Consider the following 18,139-nt stretch of genomic DNA (forward strand, 5'->3'; position numbering starts at 1 on the left):
CGATTCTGTCCAGCGCGATTACACTGTGTAACGCTCCACAAAGGCGCGCAAAATACGCTCTGGCTCTGTCACGTCTGCCGCGTGGCACATCTCGATCAGTTTTTCCGCTTCTTCGGGTGCGAAATAGCCTTTGTGTTTGTATATCCTGATCCGCGCCTCAAACTCTACCGCATCGGCCTCAGGGTGAAACTGAGTGGCATAAACATTCTCTTTGTAACGAATCATCTGAAAGGGGCAGCTTGGCGCTTCCACCAGATGCACACAGCCCTCCGGCAGGCTTTGCAAAGCTTCCTTGTGGCCCACAAACGCCTCAAATTGCGGTGCCAAGCCCTGGCAGAGCGGGTCGGCTTTCCCAGCCTCTGTTAAGCGGCAGTCTGCCGTGCCGACAGGCTCACCAAACCGCGCTTTGCTTACGTTTTTGGCCAAATGGTGGCTCAAAACACCGATCCCGTAACAACACCCCATAAAGGGAAAGTCGCGCGCGGTGATCTCGGGCATCAAAGCCAAGACATCACGCTCGATCTTGGCTTCAATCGCGCTCTTTTCGGCTGGGCTGTCACTAACACAGCCCGGCCCGCCACCAACGATCACACCTGCATAATCGCTCAGGTCAAAACCAGTGGGCAGATCCTCACAATCAAGTCTCACCCGCTTTACAGCCTCGGGCGCAAGCCCGCCTTTGGCGCAAATCGCAGCAAACTCGTTGTCAGCCGCATCAGCTTCAGGGCGCAGCTGCAAAATCAGAAAGGGTTTCATGGGCCATATCCTTTTGCTAAAGCTCACTTGCATCGCCTTGACCTGAAAATGCAATCCCCTAGGTTGGATCGAGCGCATCACATGAAAGGGTTTCCCATGGCCAAGCGCCCCATATCCACCACGCGGTGGACACGCTCTTCATGAAACCTTTGCTCACAGGGCTGCTCTCGCGACAGTCGACAAAAAAGACCTCAAGCCAGGCAAGGCCAGCTGCGCGGCTTGTCGATCTTTGGTGCCATGCCACAGAACCAGAGCACATACCCGCCTTCCTCCAGCTTCGCCGCAGCATCGCGATCGAGCGTCCTGGCGTCACCTGCCTCATCACAACCGATGGCAGCATCTCCCGCCCCGAAGGGCTTGAGCCGACGCTGGGGTGGAGCACCATCGAACGCAGCACACAAAGCATAGCCGCTTTCTTTGCCGATTGGGCGCCACGCCTTTGCCTTTGGGCAGGTGGTGCGCTCATGCCTCCGCTTATCTCCGAGACCGCCAAACGCGGTGTTCCCATATTTCTGCTGGATGCAAACGCAGAGAGCTTTCAGACCACTGTCTGGCGTGGTGAAGGCTTGTCACAACGCCGCGCGCTCAAGCTGTTTTCTACGTTTCTCGCCCGCGACAGTGAGGCCGAAGCAGCGCTGCGCAAGATGGGTATAGAGAGCGATGATATCTTCGTTGCAGGGCGCATGCAGCAAGGCGTCCCGTCCTTGCCGCACAACGAAGCTGACCTCAATGACTTGTCCCGCGCCATCAGCTCGCGGCCGACGTGGCTTGCTGCCTGCACACGCGCCGAGGAGCTCGCCGTTATCCTCCCCGCACACCTCAAAGCCAGCCGCGCCGCCCATCGCCTCCTGCTCATTCTTGTACCAGATGACGAAGACGAATGTGACGCTTTCAAACAAGCCCTCGATGAGCACAGGCTCCGCTACAGCGTCTGGCCCGACATGTCAGGTCTGGCCGATGAAACAGCTCAGGTTCTGCTGGCAGAAGATCCGTTCGAAATGGGGCTCTGGCTACGGGTATCACCTGTCACGTTCATGGGCGCTTCGCTCGTGTCAGGCTTTGGCGGGCACAACCCCTACGCCGCGGCCAATCTTGGCTCGGCCATTCTCTATGGCCCAAATGTGGGCAAACATCTTTTGGCCTATTCCCGCTTTGCCTCTGCGGGTGGCGCGCGGATCGTGCGTGATCTGGACACCCTTACAGCTGCCGTGAGCCAGCTCTCCGCGCCCGACCGCGCCGCCCAAATGGCAATGGTTGCATGGGAGATCGCAACCGAGGGTGCAGATGTCACTGATCGTGTCACCTCTCTTGTGCACGACGCGCTCGACCACTTGGAGGAAAGCTGATGCACACGCCAGGTTTTTGGTTCCGCCCCCGCTCTTGGCAAAGCACGCTTCTCGCGCCTTTAGGGTCACTCTATGCCAAGGGCACAGCGCACAGGCTGGCAAAAGGGCATCCCGTAAAGCTCTCTGTACCCGTGGTCTGTGTGGGCAATATTAATGCTGGCGGGACAGGCAAAACCCCCACAACAATCCATCTGGTCCAGGAGTTTCTCGCATTAGGGCACACACCCGTTGTTGTCTCTCGTGGCTATGGCGGGGCGCTTGAAGGCCCCGTACAAGTCGATCCGCGCAGCCACGCCGCTGCTGATACAGGCGATGAACCGCTTCTGCTTGCTGCATTTTGCAGTGTCGTAGTGTCCAAGAACCGCTTGGCAGGTGCACAGATGGCCGAGAAAATCGGAGCGAGTGTCATTCTCTTTGACGATGGCTTTCAAGATCCATCTGTTCACAAAGACCTTTCGCTCGTCGTGGTGGATGCAAAACGCGGATTTGGAAACGGGCGTTGTATCCCAGCTGGCCCACTGCGCGAACCGGCCTCAACAGGCCTTGCCCGTGCCGATGCGCTCATCACCATAGGTACTGAAGCAGAGCAAAGCAGCTTTTCCACATCTACAGATGTCGCGCGCCTGCAAGCGACACTCACACCATTGCAAATGGGTATGGACTGGGCTGATACACGTGTGCTTGCCTTCGCAGGAATAGGCCACCCGGAGAAGTTTTTTGCCACGCTCAAAACCCTCGGAGCCGAGATCATCCATGCCGAAGCACTGGCTGACCACCAGCCGCTGACACAAGCACTTATGGCCCGCCTGCTGGCAGATGCCAAACGCCACAACGCGCGCCTTGTCACGACAGAAAAAGATGCGGTGCGCCTGCCTCAAGCGTTCCGCCAAGAGGTGCTCACACTACCAGTGCGCTTGCAGTTTGAAGCACCCGAAAAGCTCAGCGCGCTCCTTAAAACCCTCGGCAGCTAACCCGCCCAAACAAGACAGCTCTAGGTGTCTTCGCCAAGCTTCGGAGAAGCCCTCTTCAGAGATAGCTCTGCATCGCTGAACACAAAGGGACCGCGCACACCGGGCACGCCATCGAGCTCAACCTGCATACCACGCGCTTTGACATGCGGGTCTGCAAAGACTTCGGCCATATCGTTGATCGGCCCCGCCGGAATGCCTTGCTCTTCACAGCCTGCAAGCAGCTCTGCCTTGGTCCACTTTGCCGTTTCACCCATGAGCAGAGCAATCATCGCAGGTCTGTTTGCCACACGGTCAGCATTGGTCAAGTAGTCCGCGTGGTCTTTCATCCATCCCAAGCCAAGCAGGTCACAAAGCCGCTGATACTGACCATCATTGCCAGTCGCGATGATGATATGCCCATCGGCACAATCAAAAACCTGATAGGGCGTCAAATTGGGGTGGTAGTTGCCCGTCCGACCGGGCGGTGTTCCTGTGGTGAGATAGTTCAGCCCTTGGTTGGCGGTCACAGACACGGCCACATCCAGAAGCGCCATGTCCAGATGCTGGCCGCGCCCCGTGCGCTCGCGCTGATAAAGCGCCGCAAGGATACCCGCCACCGAATAGACACCCGTGAACACATCGGTGATCGCAACACCCGCGCGCTGCGGCTGCCCGTCAGGCTCACCCGTAATCGACATAAGACCCGACATTCCCTGAATAATGTAGTCATACCCCGCGCGGTGCGCGTAGGGGCCTGTCTGCCCGAACCCTGTGATAGAACAGTAGATCAGCTTTGGGTTCAGCTCGGCGAGACTGGCATAATCAAGACCGTATTTGGCCAAACCACCCAGCTTGAAATTCTCGATCAGGATATCAGCATCCTTGACCAGCTCGCGCACCTGCGCTTGGCCCTCAGGCGTGCGAAAGTCCACTGTGACACTGGCCTTGCCACGGTTGCAAGCGTGGAAATAAGAGGCCGACGTATCGCCCTCCCGTTCAACAAAAGGTGGCCCCCATTGGCGTGTGTCATCACCCTGTGGCGCCTCGACCTTGATGACCTCAGCCCCAAGATCAGCCAGCGTCTGGCCAGCCCAAGGGCCAGCCAGAATCCGCGCCAGTTCAATAACTTTCAAGCCTTCAAGGGGTGCGCTCATGTCTTAGTTCCCGAGCTGTGCTTCGATCACTTCGCGTAGTTTCGCGTAATTGTTTCCGATCACCCGATCATCCCCAATGATGAACGACGGCGTTGACTCGATACCATCGGCATCAGCATTGGCCTGGAACCATTCGGCCAGCGCCTGCGCTTTGCCTTGGTCGGCAAGGCACACATCAATCGTCTCTGAAGAAAGACCCGCCACGCGCGCGATCTTGCGCAAGCCATCAGCCATTTGTACGGGGTCGCCGCTGCCCATCCACTCACGTTGACCTTTGTAAATCAGATCGGAAATACCGAAGAACTTCTCTTCTCCACCACAACGCGCAACCATAGACGCCCAGAGCGCTGCCCGGTCAAAATAGACCTCGCGATAGGTGAAATGTACTTTGCCCGTGTCTATGTAATTGGCCTTCAGTTCTTTGAAGCCCTCGTTGTGAAACGTACCGCAGTGCGAGCACGTATAGGACGCATACTCTGTGACCTTCACGGGCGCATCAGGGTTGCCCAAAGTCATCTCGGCAATCGCAGGCAAAGCGGGTGCGTCAGCGTCGTCAGCTACGGTGCTTGCCGCGGCCTCAGATGTCATGGACACTTCCGTTGTTTCCGATGATTTGCCACCAAAGGCAAAAAAAGCACCCCCGAGGCCAACAATGGCCACCAGTGCAATGATAAGAATGTTGCGGTTCATAAGTGTCTCTCTTCTAGCGTTTGTGTTTGGTTAGAACGTTTTGGCCCAGTGCTTCAAGGGCTTGTCTCAAACTGTCATCAGCCACGGCTGCGGCGCGGGCCTGTACATCTTGCACAACAGAGGGGTCCGCCACCTTGGGGGCAGCCGCTGCCTTGCGGTGAACAAAGTCAACCTGCCCTTCCGCAAACCCCCTCGCATGGGTCTGGGTGATGCGAATGCTCGAAATGGCATTGTAGCCATAAACCGCGTTAACTTTTTCGCGCAGCTTTGTTTTTTGCATCTCCAAAACGGGAGCATTGGCACCCGTTGTCAGCAAACAGAGCGTCGCGCCAAAGCCGCCTTTTCCATAGCTCACCTCAACAGGTCGACTGATTGCAGCTGTTTCAGCGCCGGCAATCTCCTCCCAGTGGGTCAAAAGCCGCGACACGGCAAAGCCCCGCTGCTGGGACACCGCGTTAATACGCTCTCCCATCAGGTTGGCAGCCCGTTTAAAGCCACGGCCACGTTTGGTTTGACTTGCATCTTTATTCATCGACGCCATGTTACCCCTGCATGCGCTCATTGCACAGAGCGATTGGTAAACAGGGTATAAACAATGCGTGACACAGCTGCAGCTTCAGATCTGCTTGACTGGTATGACAGCCATGCGCGCAGCTTGCCATGGCGCACCAGCCCTGCCGATAGGGCACGCGGCATTCTGCCAGACCCCTACGCTGTCTGGCTCTCAGAGATCATGCTCCAGCAGACAACAGTGGCCGCCGTGAAAGCCTATTTCACCCGCTTCATGCTGCTCTGGCCAACGGTTGAGGCCCTCGCAAATGCCCGCGACGAAGATGTGATGGCCGAATGGGCCGGCCTTGGCTACTACGCCCGCGCCCGCAACCTGCTCAAATGTGCGCGTGAAGTCACCGCCCTTGGCGGCTTTCCAACAACACGCGATGGCCTCCAAAAGCTACCCGGAATTGGCCCGTATACCTCTGCTGCGATCAGCTCTATTGCCTATGACCTGCCCGAAACGGTGCTAGACGGCAATGTCGAGCGCGTCATGTCGCGGCTGTTTGCGGTCCAAGAGCCACTGCCCGATAGCAAGGAAACGCTGCGCAGCCTTGCCTCCAGCCTTACGCCCGAGGCGCGCGCTGGCGACTATGCGCAAGCCGTGATGGATCTTGGAGCCACAGTTTGCACCCCCCGCTCTCCTGCCTGCGGCATTTGCCCGTGGCGCGACCCTTGCGTTGCACGTGCTGAAGGTGTGGCCGAATCGCTCCCCAAGAAACGGCCCAAGCCCGCCAAACCCACGCGCGTTGGTATCGCCTACATCGGTCGCCGCGCGGACGGCGCTTGGCTCATGGAGCGCCGCCCCGACAAAGGCCTACTTGGCGGAATGCTCGGCTGGCCCGGCGCTGCCTGGGGCGACGAGCGTATCGCGCAGCCCCCGCTTGAGGCCGACTGGCAGCCACTGGGCGCCGAGGCTTTACATACATTTACCCACTTCCACCTCCGCCTTGATGTACATTTTGCGCATCTGCCCGCCGACACGCAAGTGGACGGGCTTGAGTTTGTGCCCAAGCATAGCTTTACGCCCAAGGCCTTACCCACAGTCATGCGAAAGGCATTTGACCTTGCGCAAGGCGCGTTCGACAATACACCAGAATAGTTTTGCCAGTATCCAGTGAGAGGTCGCTCCCATGCTCAACGCTCAACAAATCAAAAGCCTCAGCCGCGCTTTGCCGTTCTGGCTTTCACTCACGCTTATTCCGCTGGCATGGATTGGCGCGGTCAATGGCGGCTGGACAGTTCTGCTTTTGCCGCTGGCCACATGGTATCTCTTTTCAGGTCTTGATGCTGTCCTTGGCCTCAACCTTGAAAACGCCGATCCCAACATCGGCGATGAGCACCTCAAAGCCTATGCCCTGATCACCCAGCTTTGGGCCCCCTTACAATTCCTCACACTTTTCGGGCTCATCTGGTATGTGCCCCGCGCCGAACACCTCGGTGCGCTGGAGAGCATCCTGCTCTTCTTTGGCGTTGGCGTCATTACAGGAACAGTGGGCATCAACTACAGCCACGAGTTAATGCATCAGAAAAACCGTACCGAGCGCTGGCTTGGCGATATTCTTCTGTCGATGGTGCTCTACTCTCACTTCCGTACCGAGCACTTGCTGGTGCATCACCGCTATGTTGGCACCCCGCGCGACGCCGTAACAGCCCGCTACAATGAGGGCTTTCACCGCTACTTTCCTCGCGTGTTGCGCGAGGGGCTGCGCTCGGCCTTTCAAGCAGAAAAAGACATGCTCGCCCGCAAAGACCTCCCTTGGAGTGACCTGTCCAACCCTTTCTTTCGCTATTGGGCCTTGCAGGGGGCCATGCTGCTGCTCGCGCTCGGCCTGGGTGGCTGGGTCGGTATCGCGCTCTTTCTCTGGCAGGCCTTCATTGCCGTCTGGCAGCTTGAACTGGTGAACTATGTCGAGCACTACGGCCTCACCCGCAAGCACTTGGGCGATGGCAAATACGAACACGTCATGCCGCACCACAGCTGGAACGCTGCGCACAAAGCCTCAAACTGGCTGCTGATCAACCTACAGCGCCACTCCGATCATCACTACAAACCTGACCGCCGCTTCCCGCTTTTGCAAACCTACGACACAGCGCAAGCGCCCCAGCTGCCATATGGCTATCCTCTCATGACAATGGCGGCGATGGTGCCACCGATCTGGCGCAAATACATGAACCCCCGCGTGCGCCGCTGGCGCGAGATGTATTACCCCGAAATCACCGAGTGGAAGCCCTATAACAAGGCCATCAACCCGATGCCGCGCTAGGCGGCATCTTGGGGCAAATGGCCCGTCTTCACATAGATCAAACAGCCCTCATCTGAAAAAGGCGTATGCCGTGAAAGATGTGGGCTTCTGATCCAGCTGCCCGCAGGGTAGCTGCCGTGCTCGTCCTGAAACGTGCCCTCAATCACAAATATCTCTTCACCGCCCCAATGTGCATGTTGGCTAAACTCTGTGCCTGGCGCCCAGCGCACCAGCGCCACGTTTTCGCTCGCACAAGAGTGCAGCGGCAAAACAGACAGCCCCTCCACCGCACCGGCCCGAAACGGCACATTGCGCGTATCGATGGCGAATTGCTCTTGGTCGTCTTGGTCAAACTGATGCAGCTTCACCAAAATGGTGCAGCCCTCTTTTGTGTGCGGCGTGTGGCGCGTCCCGATAGGATTGCGCACATATGTCCCTGCGGGGTAGTCGCCGGTTTCGTCAGAGAAGACCCCGTCCAAAACAAGAAACTCCTCACCGCCACCATGGTCATGTGGCTCAAATTGTGAGTTGGGCGCAAAGCGTACAATCGTGGTGGCCCGCGCCACCTCCTCACCAACACGGTCAAGCATCATTCGCTCGACCCCGGAGGCTGGTGAAGCCACCCAGTTATAATCCTCAGGCCGGACAACAGCCCGCTGGGCAAAATCTGCATTGATCCGCATGTTCATCTCCTGTTGTCGCTTGTCAGCAAGCTAGTCATTGCGCCCGCCAATGAGAAGCACAACCGCATAAAAAAAGCCCCGCCTCTGGAGGAGGACGGGGCTCAGGTATGATGCCGTGGAGTCAGGCCACAGGCACCGGCGGTGTTCGGTGGTAGATAAAGCTCACCCGTTGGCTGGCACAAGGCCAGCCTTTCAGGGCGTGCTTTTCCTGTGACTTTTAGTTGCGCATCTCTGCGCGGATCTGCTGGCGGAACAGCTCAATCGGAACTTGCTTGCCGTCCCGTTTGATAGACCAATAGGTCCAGCCGTTGCAGCTTGGCGCGCCTTCAAGATGCGCCCCCACTTGGTGGATAGATCCTTTGATATCGTCGCCAATCAAGGTGCCATCGGCACGGACTTTGGCTTTGTGGCGGCCGTTGAGGCTGTAGAGCTCCTCGCCCGGGCGCAGCATGCCGCGTTCAACAAGCTGACCAAACGGCACACGTGGCTCCGAGCGCTTGCTCACGCTTACTTCGAGCGCCTCTTTGTCAAACTTACGCACATTGGCGATACGCTTTTCAGCCACCTTGCGATATGCCGCTTCACGCTCGATCCCGATAAATTCACGGCCAAGCATCTTGGCAACGGCGCCTGTCGTGCCCGTGCCAAAGAACGGGTCGAGAACCACATCGCCTACGTTGGTTGATCCAACCATCACACGGTGCAAAAGCGCTTCAGGCTTCTGTGTCGGGTGTGCTTTGTCACCATTCTCGTCTTTCAGGCGCTCGCCGCCGTTGCAGATCGGAATAACCCAGTCGGAGCGCATCTGGATACCTTCGTTCAGCGCTTTCAAGGCTTCATAATTGAAGGTGTACTTGCCCCCCTCTTCCTTGCTCGCCCAGATCATTGTTTCATGTGCATTGGTAAAGCGCTTGCCGCGGAAGTTCGGCATCGGGTTTGACTTGCGCCACACCACGTCATTCAAAATCCAGAAACCTTGGTTTTGAAGCTCGGCACCCATGCGGAAAACGTTGTGATAGGAGCCGATCACCCAGATAGCCCCGTTTGGCTTCAAAAGGCGGCGTGCCGCCTTAAGCCATTCACGTGTAAATTTGTCATAGGCTTTAAAGCTGTCAAACTGGTCCCAGTGGTCATCAACCGCATCAACCTTGCTGTTGTCAGGGCGGTGAAGGTCACCTTTGAGCTGCAAGTTGTAGGGCGGATCCGCAAAGATCAGATCAATACTCTCAGCAGGGAGCGCGTTCATGCGCTCAATGCAATCACCGTCAAGAATAGTGTTCAGCGGCAGCGACATGGCGCTCGCCTTCTGTGTTTTTATCTTCATTTTCTGCCTCAAAATCCGGTGCTTTTTGCACTCGCTTATTGAGGTCTAAGATGAGTCATTGATGATTCTTGGTCAATTTCTTTTTTGAATCAGTCACTTACATTTTTTTGTTGATACAAGATATTGTGTACCGGTTTGAACGAACGTCTATGGTGTGGGGTTACCCCAATATTTTGGAGCGCCAACCTGTGACTTTTTGATGGATATCCCGCGTTACTTTCCCAGCCATAGCCCGGGTAGTGTTGCGCCAGTGTCGACATCAGGTGATCTCGCCTAATTTTTGCCACAATTGAGGCCGCCGAAATGCTCAAAGAGCGCGCATCTCCCTTCACAATCGCCTCAGCCGACAGCTTCAGACCCTTCGGGATCAGGTTTCCATCAATCAAACAATGGTCTGGCGGTGTTTTGAGCCCCGCAATCGCGCGCTCCATCGCCAAGTGACTGGCGCGCAGAATATTGAGTTCGTCTATCTCCTCAACGCTCGCACTCGCCACACTCACCTCGGCACAGGCTTCTATAGCCTCCGCCAAAACAGCGCGCCGCTTTGCGGTGAGTTTTTTGCTGTCGTTGAGCCCCTCGGGAAAACGCTCCATATCCAGCACAACGGCACAAGCCATCACCGGCCCTGCCAGCGGGCCACGGCCCACTTCGTCTACGCCTGCGATGCGGGCAAATCCGCGTGCCTTTGCGGCACGCTCGAAAGAAAAATTAGGGCCTGTCATTCTGCCAGATGACAGAGATAACAAGCCCCGATCAAGTGCCAAGTTGAATCACCCGTTCAAGCGGTAGCCATGCTGGCGCAGACACGCCGGTGCGTAGCCAAAGCGCTGGCCACGGTTTGTCCAAAGCTTAACAGAGCAAGCACGCGGCAACTGGCCCACCCAGCGATACTTATTCTGCAAACACCCGCGCCCCAAAAAGCGCGTGCTCTGGCCACGGGTGTTCACCGTGCGCAAGCATTCGCGCGGCAGCATCTTCTTGCGCAGGTTCTGCGGCAATGGGCGTGGCTTAACAGGCTGTGCGCGCTGTGGCTGGTGGGCATAGCGGCGGTCATTCTTTGACGCCTCCGAAATAGCAACACCAAGCATCACAATACCCGCCAGCCCCAACAGCGCTTTGTCTCGGTCACGGTTGCCCGCAAAGCTGGGGTTTGCGCCCATCATGGATATCGCGACAGCTGTTGCGGCAATTGCTGCAATAAATTTATGTGACATGAGAGTGTCTCCTTTGGTTTCTGGCGGCTCACACATCCTGTGCAAACCAGCGATAGATCCAAATTCGGAACATCCTGCCAGACAGGCAATAACAGTGCCCGGCTATCCGATATCAGAGCCCCAAAAGCCTTTGGATATTGAATATCAAGGCCAAAGCGCGCAGGTTGGTCTCATGAAAAAACTCATACTCACATTTGCAGCCTTGGCGCTTCTGTCGACTCCTCTGCATGCCGCTGATTGCTTTGCCGACTATAAGGCAAAACAAGACAATCCGCTCAAGCTGCACTACGGCGTCACGCGCATCACAGGCGCTTGCACCACAGCCTCCGCGCGCGCAGAACTGGCTCCGCGCCTTGCCAGCAGTGGCTGGGTATTGCTCAATATTGTCTCGGTGTTTGACGCCTCGGGCCTAAACGAGAGGAAAGAGAGTGCAGGACCCTTCTATCTCCGCTTCTGATACAATGAGCACACCCACGCGCACAGTCTATCTAGGGATAGCGGCAATCGTGGTTATCTTGCTTGTGGCCGCCGTGGTGCTCTTTCTCACCCTTCCCGATGCTGGCGCCTTTAACGCGCGCGTTGAGCAGATCTTTATCGAAAATGACAATCTGAGCAGTCAGGCTGATGTTAAGTTGCTGGAAATTCTTGCCCAGTCAGGCACTGCCTTTGCCGACACGCTCACAAGCTATCGTATGGTGATCTTGGTGTTGCTCATCTTTGCAACAGCCATGCTCATCGCCGCATTTGTCTTCCTCCTGAGCCTCGCCGCCTTCAGCCGCCGCATGGCAGCAATCGAACGCTCTGGCATTCAGGTCAATTCGCTGCTGATCAGCAGAGAAGAAAACACCGTCTATCTGAACAACATGGGCTTCAAACTCACGAGCGCTGCAATGGAAACTCTCTCTGTCCTCGCAGAAGCACGCATGGACAATGACGTTCTCAACGGAGCCGAGCTAGAGGCTGTGATTTCAGGCCGCCTTGCCTCGGATTGCGACGAAGCGGCAGGCGCGACACGCATCAAGCGCTTGCGTGACACCTTGGGAAACCAGCTTGTGTCCGAACTTCTTATCAAGAATATCGCCCGCCGTGGGTACATCCTCAGCATAGACAAAAGCGTTATTCAGGTGCTCTAACCCCCGGCCTAGTCTGGTCAGAATACCTTATAGGAGAATGGGGGAGCGCAGCTCCCCCATCTGTTTTGGTTGTCGCCGCGCGAAAATGCGACCTATCAAATAGCAGCGCGTAGCGTTGCCATCAGAGTTGTCAGGTTCTTCACATACAGCTCGCCCTTCAGCTGCCCGTTTTCGTCAAACTCGTTGTAGTTCGCCGCAACCGTCACTTCAGGGCCACCCACGATCTTGGGTGCAAAAGGTGTCATGCATGTGTGCAACATAACAAGACCACGGTCGCCACCTGAGCGACCCGCCGCGGCAGACATAAGCGCAACAGGCTTGCCGGCCCAAGGCGCGCCTTCAACGCGGCTCACCCAGTCTAGTGCGTTCTTCATAACACCCGGAAGACCACGGTTATATTCTGGTGTCGAGATGATGACAGCATCAGCAGCCGCAATTTGCTCTGCCAGTGTTTTTACAGAGGCTGGCACGCCCTCGGCAGCTTCAAGGTCGCCATCATACAGCGGCAGATTGAGGTCTGCGAGTGTCAGCTCGGCATCACCCATCAGGCGGGCCGCTTCTTTCAGAAGCAGCGTGTTTGTAGAATCTTTGCGCAAAGCGCCTGACAGTCCGAGTAGCTTTACCTGTGCCATGCTGGCCTCCTGTTTTACAGTCTCTCGTCATCTAAGCCGCCCGTTGCGCCACGGCAATTGTCAGAAACGCACAGCGCCTGTGCAACCGTGCCAACTGGCACAAAAAAGCCCCGCCCGATGTTGGGCGAGGCGTCTTTGATAATCTGTCTGACGTTTACGCGCTTGGCGTAATCACAATCTCTACACGGCGGTTCAGCTGGCGGCCTTCAGGTGTGAGGTTGGTCGCCAAAGGCGCATCCTCGCCACGGCCCACGGCCTGCATGCGGAAGGTGTTTACACCCTCGCTTGCCAAAATAGCCGTTACCGCCTGCGCGCGGCGCAAACTCAGGCTTTGGTTGTAGCCCGCATCGCCCGTGTTGTCTGTGTGCCCAACAACCTGCACCGTTGAATCTGCGTAAGAGTTCAAGCTGCTCGCCACCGAACGAATATCGCTTGTCAGGTCGGGGCGCAGGCTCGCGCTATCTGTTGCAAACAGAATATCCTGCGGCATTGTCACAATCAGGCGCTCACCCGTGTTGACGATTTTGGCATCTGCGCCCAAGCGGTTGCGCAAGTCGCGCTCCTGATGGTCAAGCGCTGCGCCCGTCAGACCACCCAGACCCGCGCCAACGATAGCGCCACGGAATGCACCCTTTTTGCCATCGTCCTGCGTAAGCCCGCCAATAACAGCACCCGCCGCAGCACCGATGAGCGCACCTTGCTTGGCCTGACGGTTCGGATCATTCTGGCTGATCATACCCGGGTCGGTACATCCGGCCAGAAATACAAATGAACTGACAGCACCTAGGCTGACAAATTTTGAAATAGGGGTCATATCTGCCTCGTTTTTTTCCTGCCACCAATCATGTGGCTTAAGATCAGTATATATCCCTTACGCGCTGCAACAAAGAAGGCACACCCGCGTGATCGGCAGCAATTCGCCCATGTGCTCACGCCTCTTCGCGTGCGGCCTCCCATGCAAGCAAAGCCCGTTTCACAGGCAAACCCCAGTGATAGCCCCCCAGCGCACCCGATTTGCGCAGGGCACGGTGGCACGGAATAAACCAGCTTACCGGGTTGCGCCCCACCGCTGTGCCAACCGCGCGCACGGCTTTGGGGCTGCCAATCGCGCCTGCAATCTCGCCATATGTGGTCACATGACCCGAGGGCACAGCCAACAAAGCCTCCCAAACCTTGATCTGGAAAGGCGCACCCATCAGATGAAGCGCCGTCTCGCCCTTCTGGCTGATCCCTGCTTGCAGCCAGCCGTGCAAAGCACTCGGATCCTCCAGAAACGCTGCTTGAGGCCAGCGCTGCGCAAGGTCGTCAAAGCAGGGCGCTCGGCCCATCTCTTCGGCAAAGCCCATGCCGCAAATGCCGCGTTCCGTGCCCATGACCAGCGTGTCGCCAAACGGCGTGTCAAACCAGCCATATCTCACAGTCAGCCCAGCACCCTTACGCGCAAATTCTCCGGGGCTCATCGCCTCCCAACGCAAGAAAAGGTCGTGCAGCCGCCCGCCCCCAGACAGCCCGACCGATTGCGCTGTCTGGAGCGTTGTGAAGCGCTCTGACAGCAGGCGCTTGGCTTCGCCCAGCTGCAAATACTGCTGGTAGCGTTTGGGCGAAACACCCACCCAAGCTGAAAACACCCGCTGAAAATGCGCCGCACTCATATTCATCTCGTGCGCCAGCGCCTCAAGCGAAAGCGGCTCCTCAGCCGCATCAATCGCCTCCAAAGCGCGGCGCATCAACTGGTAGTGGTAGTGCCCTTCAGGCGTTTGCGTGGTCATTCAGGCTCTCCTCTTGGCAATCACCCTAGCCGCCTCTGCCCACGTGAGCGACCCGTTTCCTGCGCAAATCCGCCTACAAAAGGAGCGCGTCACAATAGCGCGTTTTAATATAGCATTTTTCGCATATGTTTTTGCCAGGAAGCGCGCCCTGTCACTCATACTGGAGAGTTCTATGAAAAAGTTTCTTGCCCCCGCCCTTTTGGCCGCAGCACTTGCCGTGCCTGCCTTTGCCAGCGATGGCCCCGACAAGCTCGTCACAATCGTAACATCTGAAAACGCCCAGACACAGCTGATGTCGATGGTGCTCACCAACCAAGCCATTGGTCAGGGCCACAGCGCACAAATTCTGTTGTGCGGCCCAGCGGGCGATATGGCGCTTGCCGATGCCCCCGAAGCAGCCACAGCCCCACAGCCCCCCATGGGCGCAAGCCCCCAAGCCCTGCTCAAGGCCGCAATGGGAAAAGGCGCCAAAGTTGAGGTCTGCGCAATCTACCTTCCTGGCAAAGGCGCAGATGCGTCCGTTCTGATGGACGGTGTCACAGTGGCCAAGCCCCCGGCCATGGCCGCCGCAATGGCCGCTGACGACACAATCGTCTGGTCTTTCTGACCCTCTCGCAAGGGGCGGGCCACCACCCGCCTCTTGCCCTCTCGGCCCATCGCAGGCATAGACTTTGCCCATGGCCAAGCAACTCGATTATCACACTATACGACAGATCTTTACCCGCTTTCACGAGGCATCCCCCGAGCCTGAGGGCGAGCTGGAACACGTGAATGTCTACACCCTTGTCGTTGCCGTTGCGCTTTCGGCGCAGGCCACGGATGTTGGCGTGAACAAAGCCACACGCGCGCTTTTCAAGATCGCCGATACGCCCGAGAAAATGCTCGAACTCGGCGAGGAAGGCCTCATCGAACACATCAAGACAATCGGCCTCTTCCGCAACAAGGCCAAGAACGTCATCAAGCTCTCCCGCATTCTGGTTGAAGAGTATGGCGGCGAAGTGCCCAACTCTCGCGCAGCGCTTATTTCGCTGCCGGGCGTAGGCCGCAAGACGGCCAATGTCGTGCTCAACATGTGGTGGCGCCAGCCCGCACAGGCCGTTGACACGCATATTTTCCGCGTCGGCAACCGCTCTGGCATCTGCGTGGGCAAAGATGTGGACGCCGTCGAGCGCGCCATCGAAGACCATGTGCCCGCTGATTTCCAGCTGCACGCCCACCACTGGCTGATCCTGCATGGCCGCTACCACTGCAAAGCGCGCAAACCCATGTGCAAAACCTGCATCATCCGTGATCTCTGTGAATTTGAGGACAAGAACCTATGAAAAAGTACCAAGTCGTCGGCATCGGCAACGCCGTTGTAGATGTCATCGCGCAAGCAGATGACAGCTTCCTCGAGAAAATGGGTATCGAAAAAGGCATCATGCAGCTGGTCGAAACAGAGCGCTCCGAAGCGCTTTTTGCCGCCATGGGCGCGCGCGTTCAAACGCCGGGCGGCTCTGTCGCCAATACCATCGCGGGCATCGGCAGCCTTGGCCTTGCCACTGGCTTCATCGGCCGTGTACGCGATGATGAGCTGGGCCACTTTTATGCAGATGCCATGACAAAAGAGGGCATTGATTTCGTAAATGCTCCTGCTGCGGGTGGTGAGCTGCCCACATCACGCTCAATGATCTTTGTTTCACCCGATGGCGAGCGCTCCATGAACACCTACCTCGGCATCTCTGCCGAGCTTGGCCCCGATGATGTCGATGAATCTGTTGCCGCTGGTGCTGAAGTTGTGTTTCTCGAAGGCTACCTCTTTGACAAAGACAAAGGCAAAGACGCCTTCATCCGCACAGCCCGCGCCTGCCGCGCCGCTGGCGGCAAAGCAGGTATCGCCATTTCTGACCCCTTCTGTGTCGAGCGCCACCGCGCCGACTTTGTAAACCTCATCGAAAACGAGCTAGACTTTGTTATCGGCAACGAAGCCGAGATCCGCTCGCTCTATCAGGACAATGATCTCGAAGCCGATCTGGCACGCGTTGCTGCCGTGTGCCCTCTTGTTGTTTGCACCCGCTCGGGCGATGGCGTGAGCATCGTCCATGAAGGCAAGCGCACCGACATTCCCGTGACAAAAGTTGTCCCGGTTGATGCTACAGGCGCAGGCGATCAGTTCGCTGCGGGCTTCCTCTTTGGCCTCGTGTCAGGCCGCGACATGGCGACATGTGGCGCCATGGGCAATGTCTGCGCCGCCGAGGTGATCAGCCATGTTGGCCCACGCCCGCAAGAAGACATGCAAGCGCTCTTCGCCAAGCACGGCCTTCTCTAAGCCTGCGGCGCGGCCAACACCAAGTCGAGCAGCTCCGCAAAGCCTTTTGCATCCAGCGTATCAAAGCGCGCACCCAGCGCTTTGATCTCCTCTGCCCGCGCTCGGCCCAATACAGGGTCGGCAAACATATGATATTTGCCGCTCATTTCCTCTGCACTCAAAGGCGCGTCAACATCGCCTCGCGCCGAGCGTGGCTCTGCTGCAAAGCGTCTGCCATCTTTCGTCTCTAGCGTCACAGCCGCCCAGCGCTTGGCCACCGAGCGCGCTGTCATTTCGTCATCATCAATCAGCTCGGTTGCTTCACTGATGCGGATGATATCCGCATCATCCAGCACCGCAGCGTCCATCTCAGCCGCGCCAAATCCGCCACGCACAATCATCGTCGCAACCGGAAAGGCGATGGAATAGGCCAGTTCATCCATGCTCTTGGGCCTGTGCCCAGCCAGCCGCGTCGCGTAGTGAAACGTGCGTATCTCCACGCGCGCCACATCGCTGTGGTGCAAGCCGTTCTCTTCCATAAGCGCCACCGCCGCATCCATCGAGGGGTGCGCCCAGCGGCAGCAAGGGTATTTCTTGTAATGCGTGTCTGCCAGCGCCATCCAGTCAGAGCCTAATCCAGCCCAAAACGGCGCCGCGTCCTCACTTTCACACGTCAGTGCAGGCGCGCCCGTAAAGCCGTCCAGCGCAAGGTACGCCGCTGTCACGCCGGTCGGAGCGCCCCAGCCGACCCCGTCGCGCACCATCGTGGGAAAGTCGATACAACGCATCATCTGGCTGCGCGGGCCATGATACTCGCCAATGCCGGCCGCATGGCGCATCTGCTCCCCGCTTGCGCCAAGCATCCGCGCAACAGCCACCGCCACGCCCACAGCCGTCCAGCTCCCCGACGTGTGATAATCAGGGCAGGTCGCGTGCTGCGCCTTGCCTGCGCGCGTGCTGATTTCGTAGCCAATCGCAAGCCAAAGCATAAATTCCGCCCCGGTGATGGCCCGCCCCTCCGCACGCATCGCATCGGCAACCGCCAAAAGCGCAGGAAACACCGCACTGCCAACATGGCCTTTGTTCGGCGTCGTCCCGTCATGAGCATCAACGCTATCCACGGTAAACCCACCTGCCATAGCCGCGCCCACCGGGCTTACCTCGCGTCCGTCCATCAACATCCGCGCAGCCCCTGCACTGCCAGCGCCAAACAAGCGCAGAGTGCTTTTGCGCGCTATCTGTGACATCTCGGTGGTGGCACCAATGGCCGCAACGCCCATGGTGTCTACAAAGCTCACCCGTAGCAAAGCGCGCATCGCTTCGGGCACATCCTCATAGCTCAGCCCTGCTGCAAACTCTTCAAACCGTTGCGCCATAAAAAACTCTCCCGCCTTTTGAGCGAG

The 18,139-nt window shown here is 57.6% G+C and carries 21 protein-coding genes; 9 read left to right on the forward strand and 12 right to left on the reverse strand.

All coding sequences use genetic code 11. From position 1 onward, the window contains the following. Positions 1 to 18 precede the first annotated feature (18 nt). Positions 19 to 756 (reverse strand): glutamine amidotransferase, encoded by a 738-nt coding sequence (locus ACTG3X_RS09355; protein WP_439110993.1) that lies wholly within the window; start codon positions 754 to 756, stop codon positions 19 to 21. A 140-nt stretch (positions 757 to 896) separates the two neighbouring features. On the opposite strand from ACTG3X_RS09355, the gene ACTG3X_RS09360 reads away from it, so the two are divergent. Next, a complete protein-coding gene (locus tag ACTG3X_RS09360; RefSeq protein WP_439110994.1) occupies positions 897 to 2,102 on the forward strand; it encodes a 3-deoxy-D-manno-octulosonic acid transferase in 1,206 nt (401 codons plus the stop codon). Further along, positions 2,102 to 3,073 (forward strand): tetraacyldisaccharide 4'-kinase, encoded by a 972-nt coding sequence (gene lpxK, locus ACTG3X_RS09365; protein ID WP_439110995.1) that lies wholly within the window; start codon positions 2,102 to 2,104, stop codon positions 3,071 to 3,073. The genes ACTG3X_RS09360 and lpxK overlap by 1 nt, the downstream gene beginning before the upstream one ends. A 20-nt stretch (positions 3,074 to 3,093) precedes the next feature. Here the strand turns inward: lpxK and ACTG3X_RS09370 are convergent, their stop codons facing one another. From ACTG3X_RS09370 to ACTG3X_RS09380, 3 genes are read right to left on the reverse strand one after another with little or no spacing between them, the layout of a single operon-like run. Next, on the reverse strand, positions 3,094 to 4,206 hold the full coding sequence (locus tag ACTG3X_RS09370; protein WP_439110996.1) for a CaiB/BaiF CoA transferase family protein: 1,113 nt from the start codon (positions 4,204 to 4,206) through the stop codon (positions 3,094 to 3,096). A gap of 3 nt (positions 4,207 to 4,209) precedes the next feature. Continuing rightward, positions 4,210 to 4,896: a DsbA family protein gene (locus tag ACTG3X_RS09375; protein ID WP_439110997.1), complete on the reverse strand. Its 687-nt coding sequence runs from the start codon at positions 4,894 to 4,896 to the stop codon at positions 4,210 to 4,212. Positions 4,897 to 4,909: 13 nt separating this feature from the next. Then, positions 4,910 to 5,437, reverse strand: coding sequence for a DUF721 domain-containing protein (locus tag ACTG3X_RS09380; protein WP_439110998.1), 528 nt, complete (start codon positions 5,435 to 5,437; stop codon positions 4,910 to 4,912). 54 nt (positions 5,438 to 5,491) lie between these two features. Between ACTG3X_RS09380 and mutY the strand changes: the two genes are divergently transcribed. Together mutY and ACTG3X_RS09390 are read left to right on the forward strand one after the other, a co-directional pair. Beyond that, positions 5,492 to 6,550 carry an A/G-specific adenine glycosylase gene (gene mutY, locus ACTG3X_RS09385; protein ID WP_439110999.1) on the forward strand — a complete coding sequence of 353 codons (1,059 nt, stop codon included), beginning with the start codon at positions 5,492 to 5,494 and terminating at the stop codon, positions 6,548 to 6,550. A gap of 31 nt (positions 6,551 to 6,581) precedes the next feature. After that, positions 6,582 to 7,715: an alkane 1-monooxygenase gene (locus ACTG3X_RS09390; RefSeq protein ID WP_439111000.1), complete on the forward strand. Its 1,134-nt coding sequence runs from the start codon at positions 6,582 to 6,584 to the stop codon at positions 7,713 to 7,715. Here ACTG3X_RS09390 and ACTG3X_RS09395 read toward each other — a convergent pair. The 4 genes from ACTG3X_RS09395 to ACTG3X_RS09410 form a co-directional block, all read right to left on the reverse strand. Next, positions 7,712 to 8,377 carry a cupin domain-containing protein gene (locus tag ACTG3X_RS09395; RefSeq protein WP_439111001.1) on the reverse strand — a complete coding sequence of 222 codons (666 nt, stop codon included), beginning with the start codon at positions 8,375 to 8,377 and terminating at the stop codon, positions 7,712 to 7,714. The genes ACTG3X_RS09390 and ACTG3X_RS09395 overlap by 4 nt on opposite strands. Positions 8,378 to 8,594: 217 nt before the next feature. Further along, complete coding sequence (locus ACTG3X_RS09400) at positions 8,595 to 9,701, reverse strand: site-specific DNA-methyltransferase (protein WP_439111002.1); 1,107 nt, start codon at positions 9,699 to 9,701, stop codon at positions 8,595 to 8,597. Positions 9,702 to 9,790: 89 nt separating this feature from the next. After that, positions 9,791 to 10,423 (reverse strand): ribonuclease HII, encoded by a 633-nt coding sequence (locus ACTG3X_RS09405; protein WP_439111003.1) that lies wholly within the window; start codon positions 10,421 to 10,423, stop codon positions 9,791 to 9,793. A gap of 48 nt (positions 10,424 to 10,471) precedes the next feature. Then, entirely contained in the window at positions 10,472 to 10,915 is a 444-nt protein-coding gene (locus tag ACTG3X_RS09410) for a hypothetical protein (RefSeq protein WP_439111004.1), read from the reverse strand. Positions 10,916 to 11,087: 172 nt separating this feature from the next. Between ACTG3X_RS09410 and ACTG3X_RS09415 the strand changes: the two genes are divergently transcribed. Both ACTG3X_RS09415 and ACTG3X_RS09420 read left to right on the forward strand, forming a co-directional pair. Beyond that, positions 11,088 to 11,372, forward strand: coding sequence for a hypothetical protein (locus tag ACTG3X_RS09415; protein ID WP_439111005.1), 285 nt, complete (start codon positions 11,088 to 11,090; stop codon positions 11,370 to 11,372). Then, complete coding sequence (locus tag ACTG3X_RS09420) at positions 11,344 to 12,048, forward strand: winged helix-turn-helix domain-containing protein (protein ID WP_439111006.1); 705 nt, start codon at positions 11,344 to 11,346, stop codon at positions 12,046 to 12,048. Before ACTG3X_RS09415 ends, ACTG3X_RS09420 begins: the two co-directional genes overlap by 29 nt. Positions 12,049 to 12,143: 95 nt before the next feature. On the opposite strand, the gene ACTG3X_RS09425 is transcribed toward ACTG3X_RS09420, so the two are convergent. From ACTG3X_RS09425 to ACTG3X_RS09435, 3 genes are all read right to left on the reverse strand, one after another. After that, positions 12,144 to 12,680, reverse strand: coding sequence for an NADPH-dependent FMN reductase (locus ACTG3X_RS09425; RefSeq protein ID WP_439111007.1), 537 nt, complete (start codon positions 12,678 to 12,680; stop codon positions 12,144 to 12,146). Positions 12,681 to 12,834: 154 nt separating this feature from the next. After that, complete coding sequence (locus tag ACTG3X_RS09430; protein ID WP_439111008.1) at positions 12,835 to 13,494, reverse strand: OmpA family protein; 660 nt, start codon at positions 13,492 to 13,494, stop codon at positions 12,835 to 12,837. 115 nt (positions 13,495 to 13,609) lie between these two features. Beyond that, a complete protein-coding gene (locus tag ACTG3X_RS09435) occupies positions 13,610 to 14,449 on the reverse strand; it encodes a methylated-DNA--[protein]-cysteine S-methyltransferase (RefSeq protein ID WP_439111009.1) in 840 nt (279 codons plus the stop codon). Between the two features lie 172 nt (positions 14,450 to 14,621). Between ACTG3X_RS09435 and ACTG3X_RS09440 the strand changes: the two genes are divergently transcribed. From ACTG3X_RS09440 to ACTG3X_RS09450, 3 genes are all read left to right on the forward strand, one after another. Then, the gene (locus ACTG3X_RS09440) at positions 14,622 to 15,056 is read left to right on the forward strand and encodes a hypothetical protein (RefSeq protein WP_439111010.1); all 435 of its coding nucleotides are present in this window, start codon (positions 14,622 to 14,624) and stop codon (positions 15,054 to 15,056) included. 70 nt (positions 15,057 to 15,126) lie between these two features. Then, entirely contained in the window at positions 15,127 to 15,771 is a 645-nt protein-coding gene (gene nth / locus ACTG3X_RS09445) for an endonuclease III (protein ID WP_439111011.1), read from the forward strand. Continuing rightward, a complete protein-coding gene (locus ACTG3X_RS09450; protein ID WP_439111012.1) occupies positions 15,768 to 16,757 on the forward strand; it encodes an adenosine kinase in 990 nt (329 codons plus the stop codon). Before nth ends, ACTG3X_RS09450 begins: the two co-directional genes overlap by 4 nt. On the opposite strand, the gene ACTG3X_RS09455 is transcribed toward ACTG3X_RS09450, so the two are convergent. After that, complete coding sequence (locus ACTG3X_RS09455; protein WP_439111013.1) at positions 16,754 to 18,112, reverse strand: MmgE/PrpD family protein; 1,359 nt, start codon at positions 18,110 to 18,112, stop codon at positions 16,754 to 16,756. The genes ACTG3X_RS09450 and ACTG3X_RS09455 overlap by 4 nt on opposite strands. Positions 18,113 to 18,139: the final 27 nt, after the last annotated feature.

It is taken from the genome of Lentibacter sp. (assembly GCF_965658795.1).
In the GTDB taxonomy this organism is placed as follows: Bacteria; Pseudomonadota; Alphaproteobacteria; order Rhodobacterales; family Rhodobacteraceae; genus Lentibacter.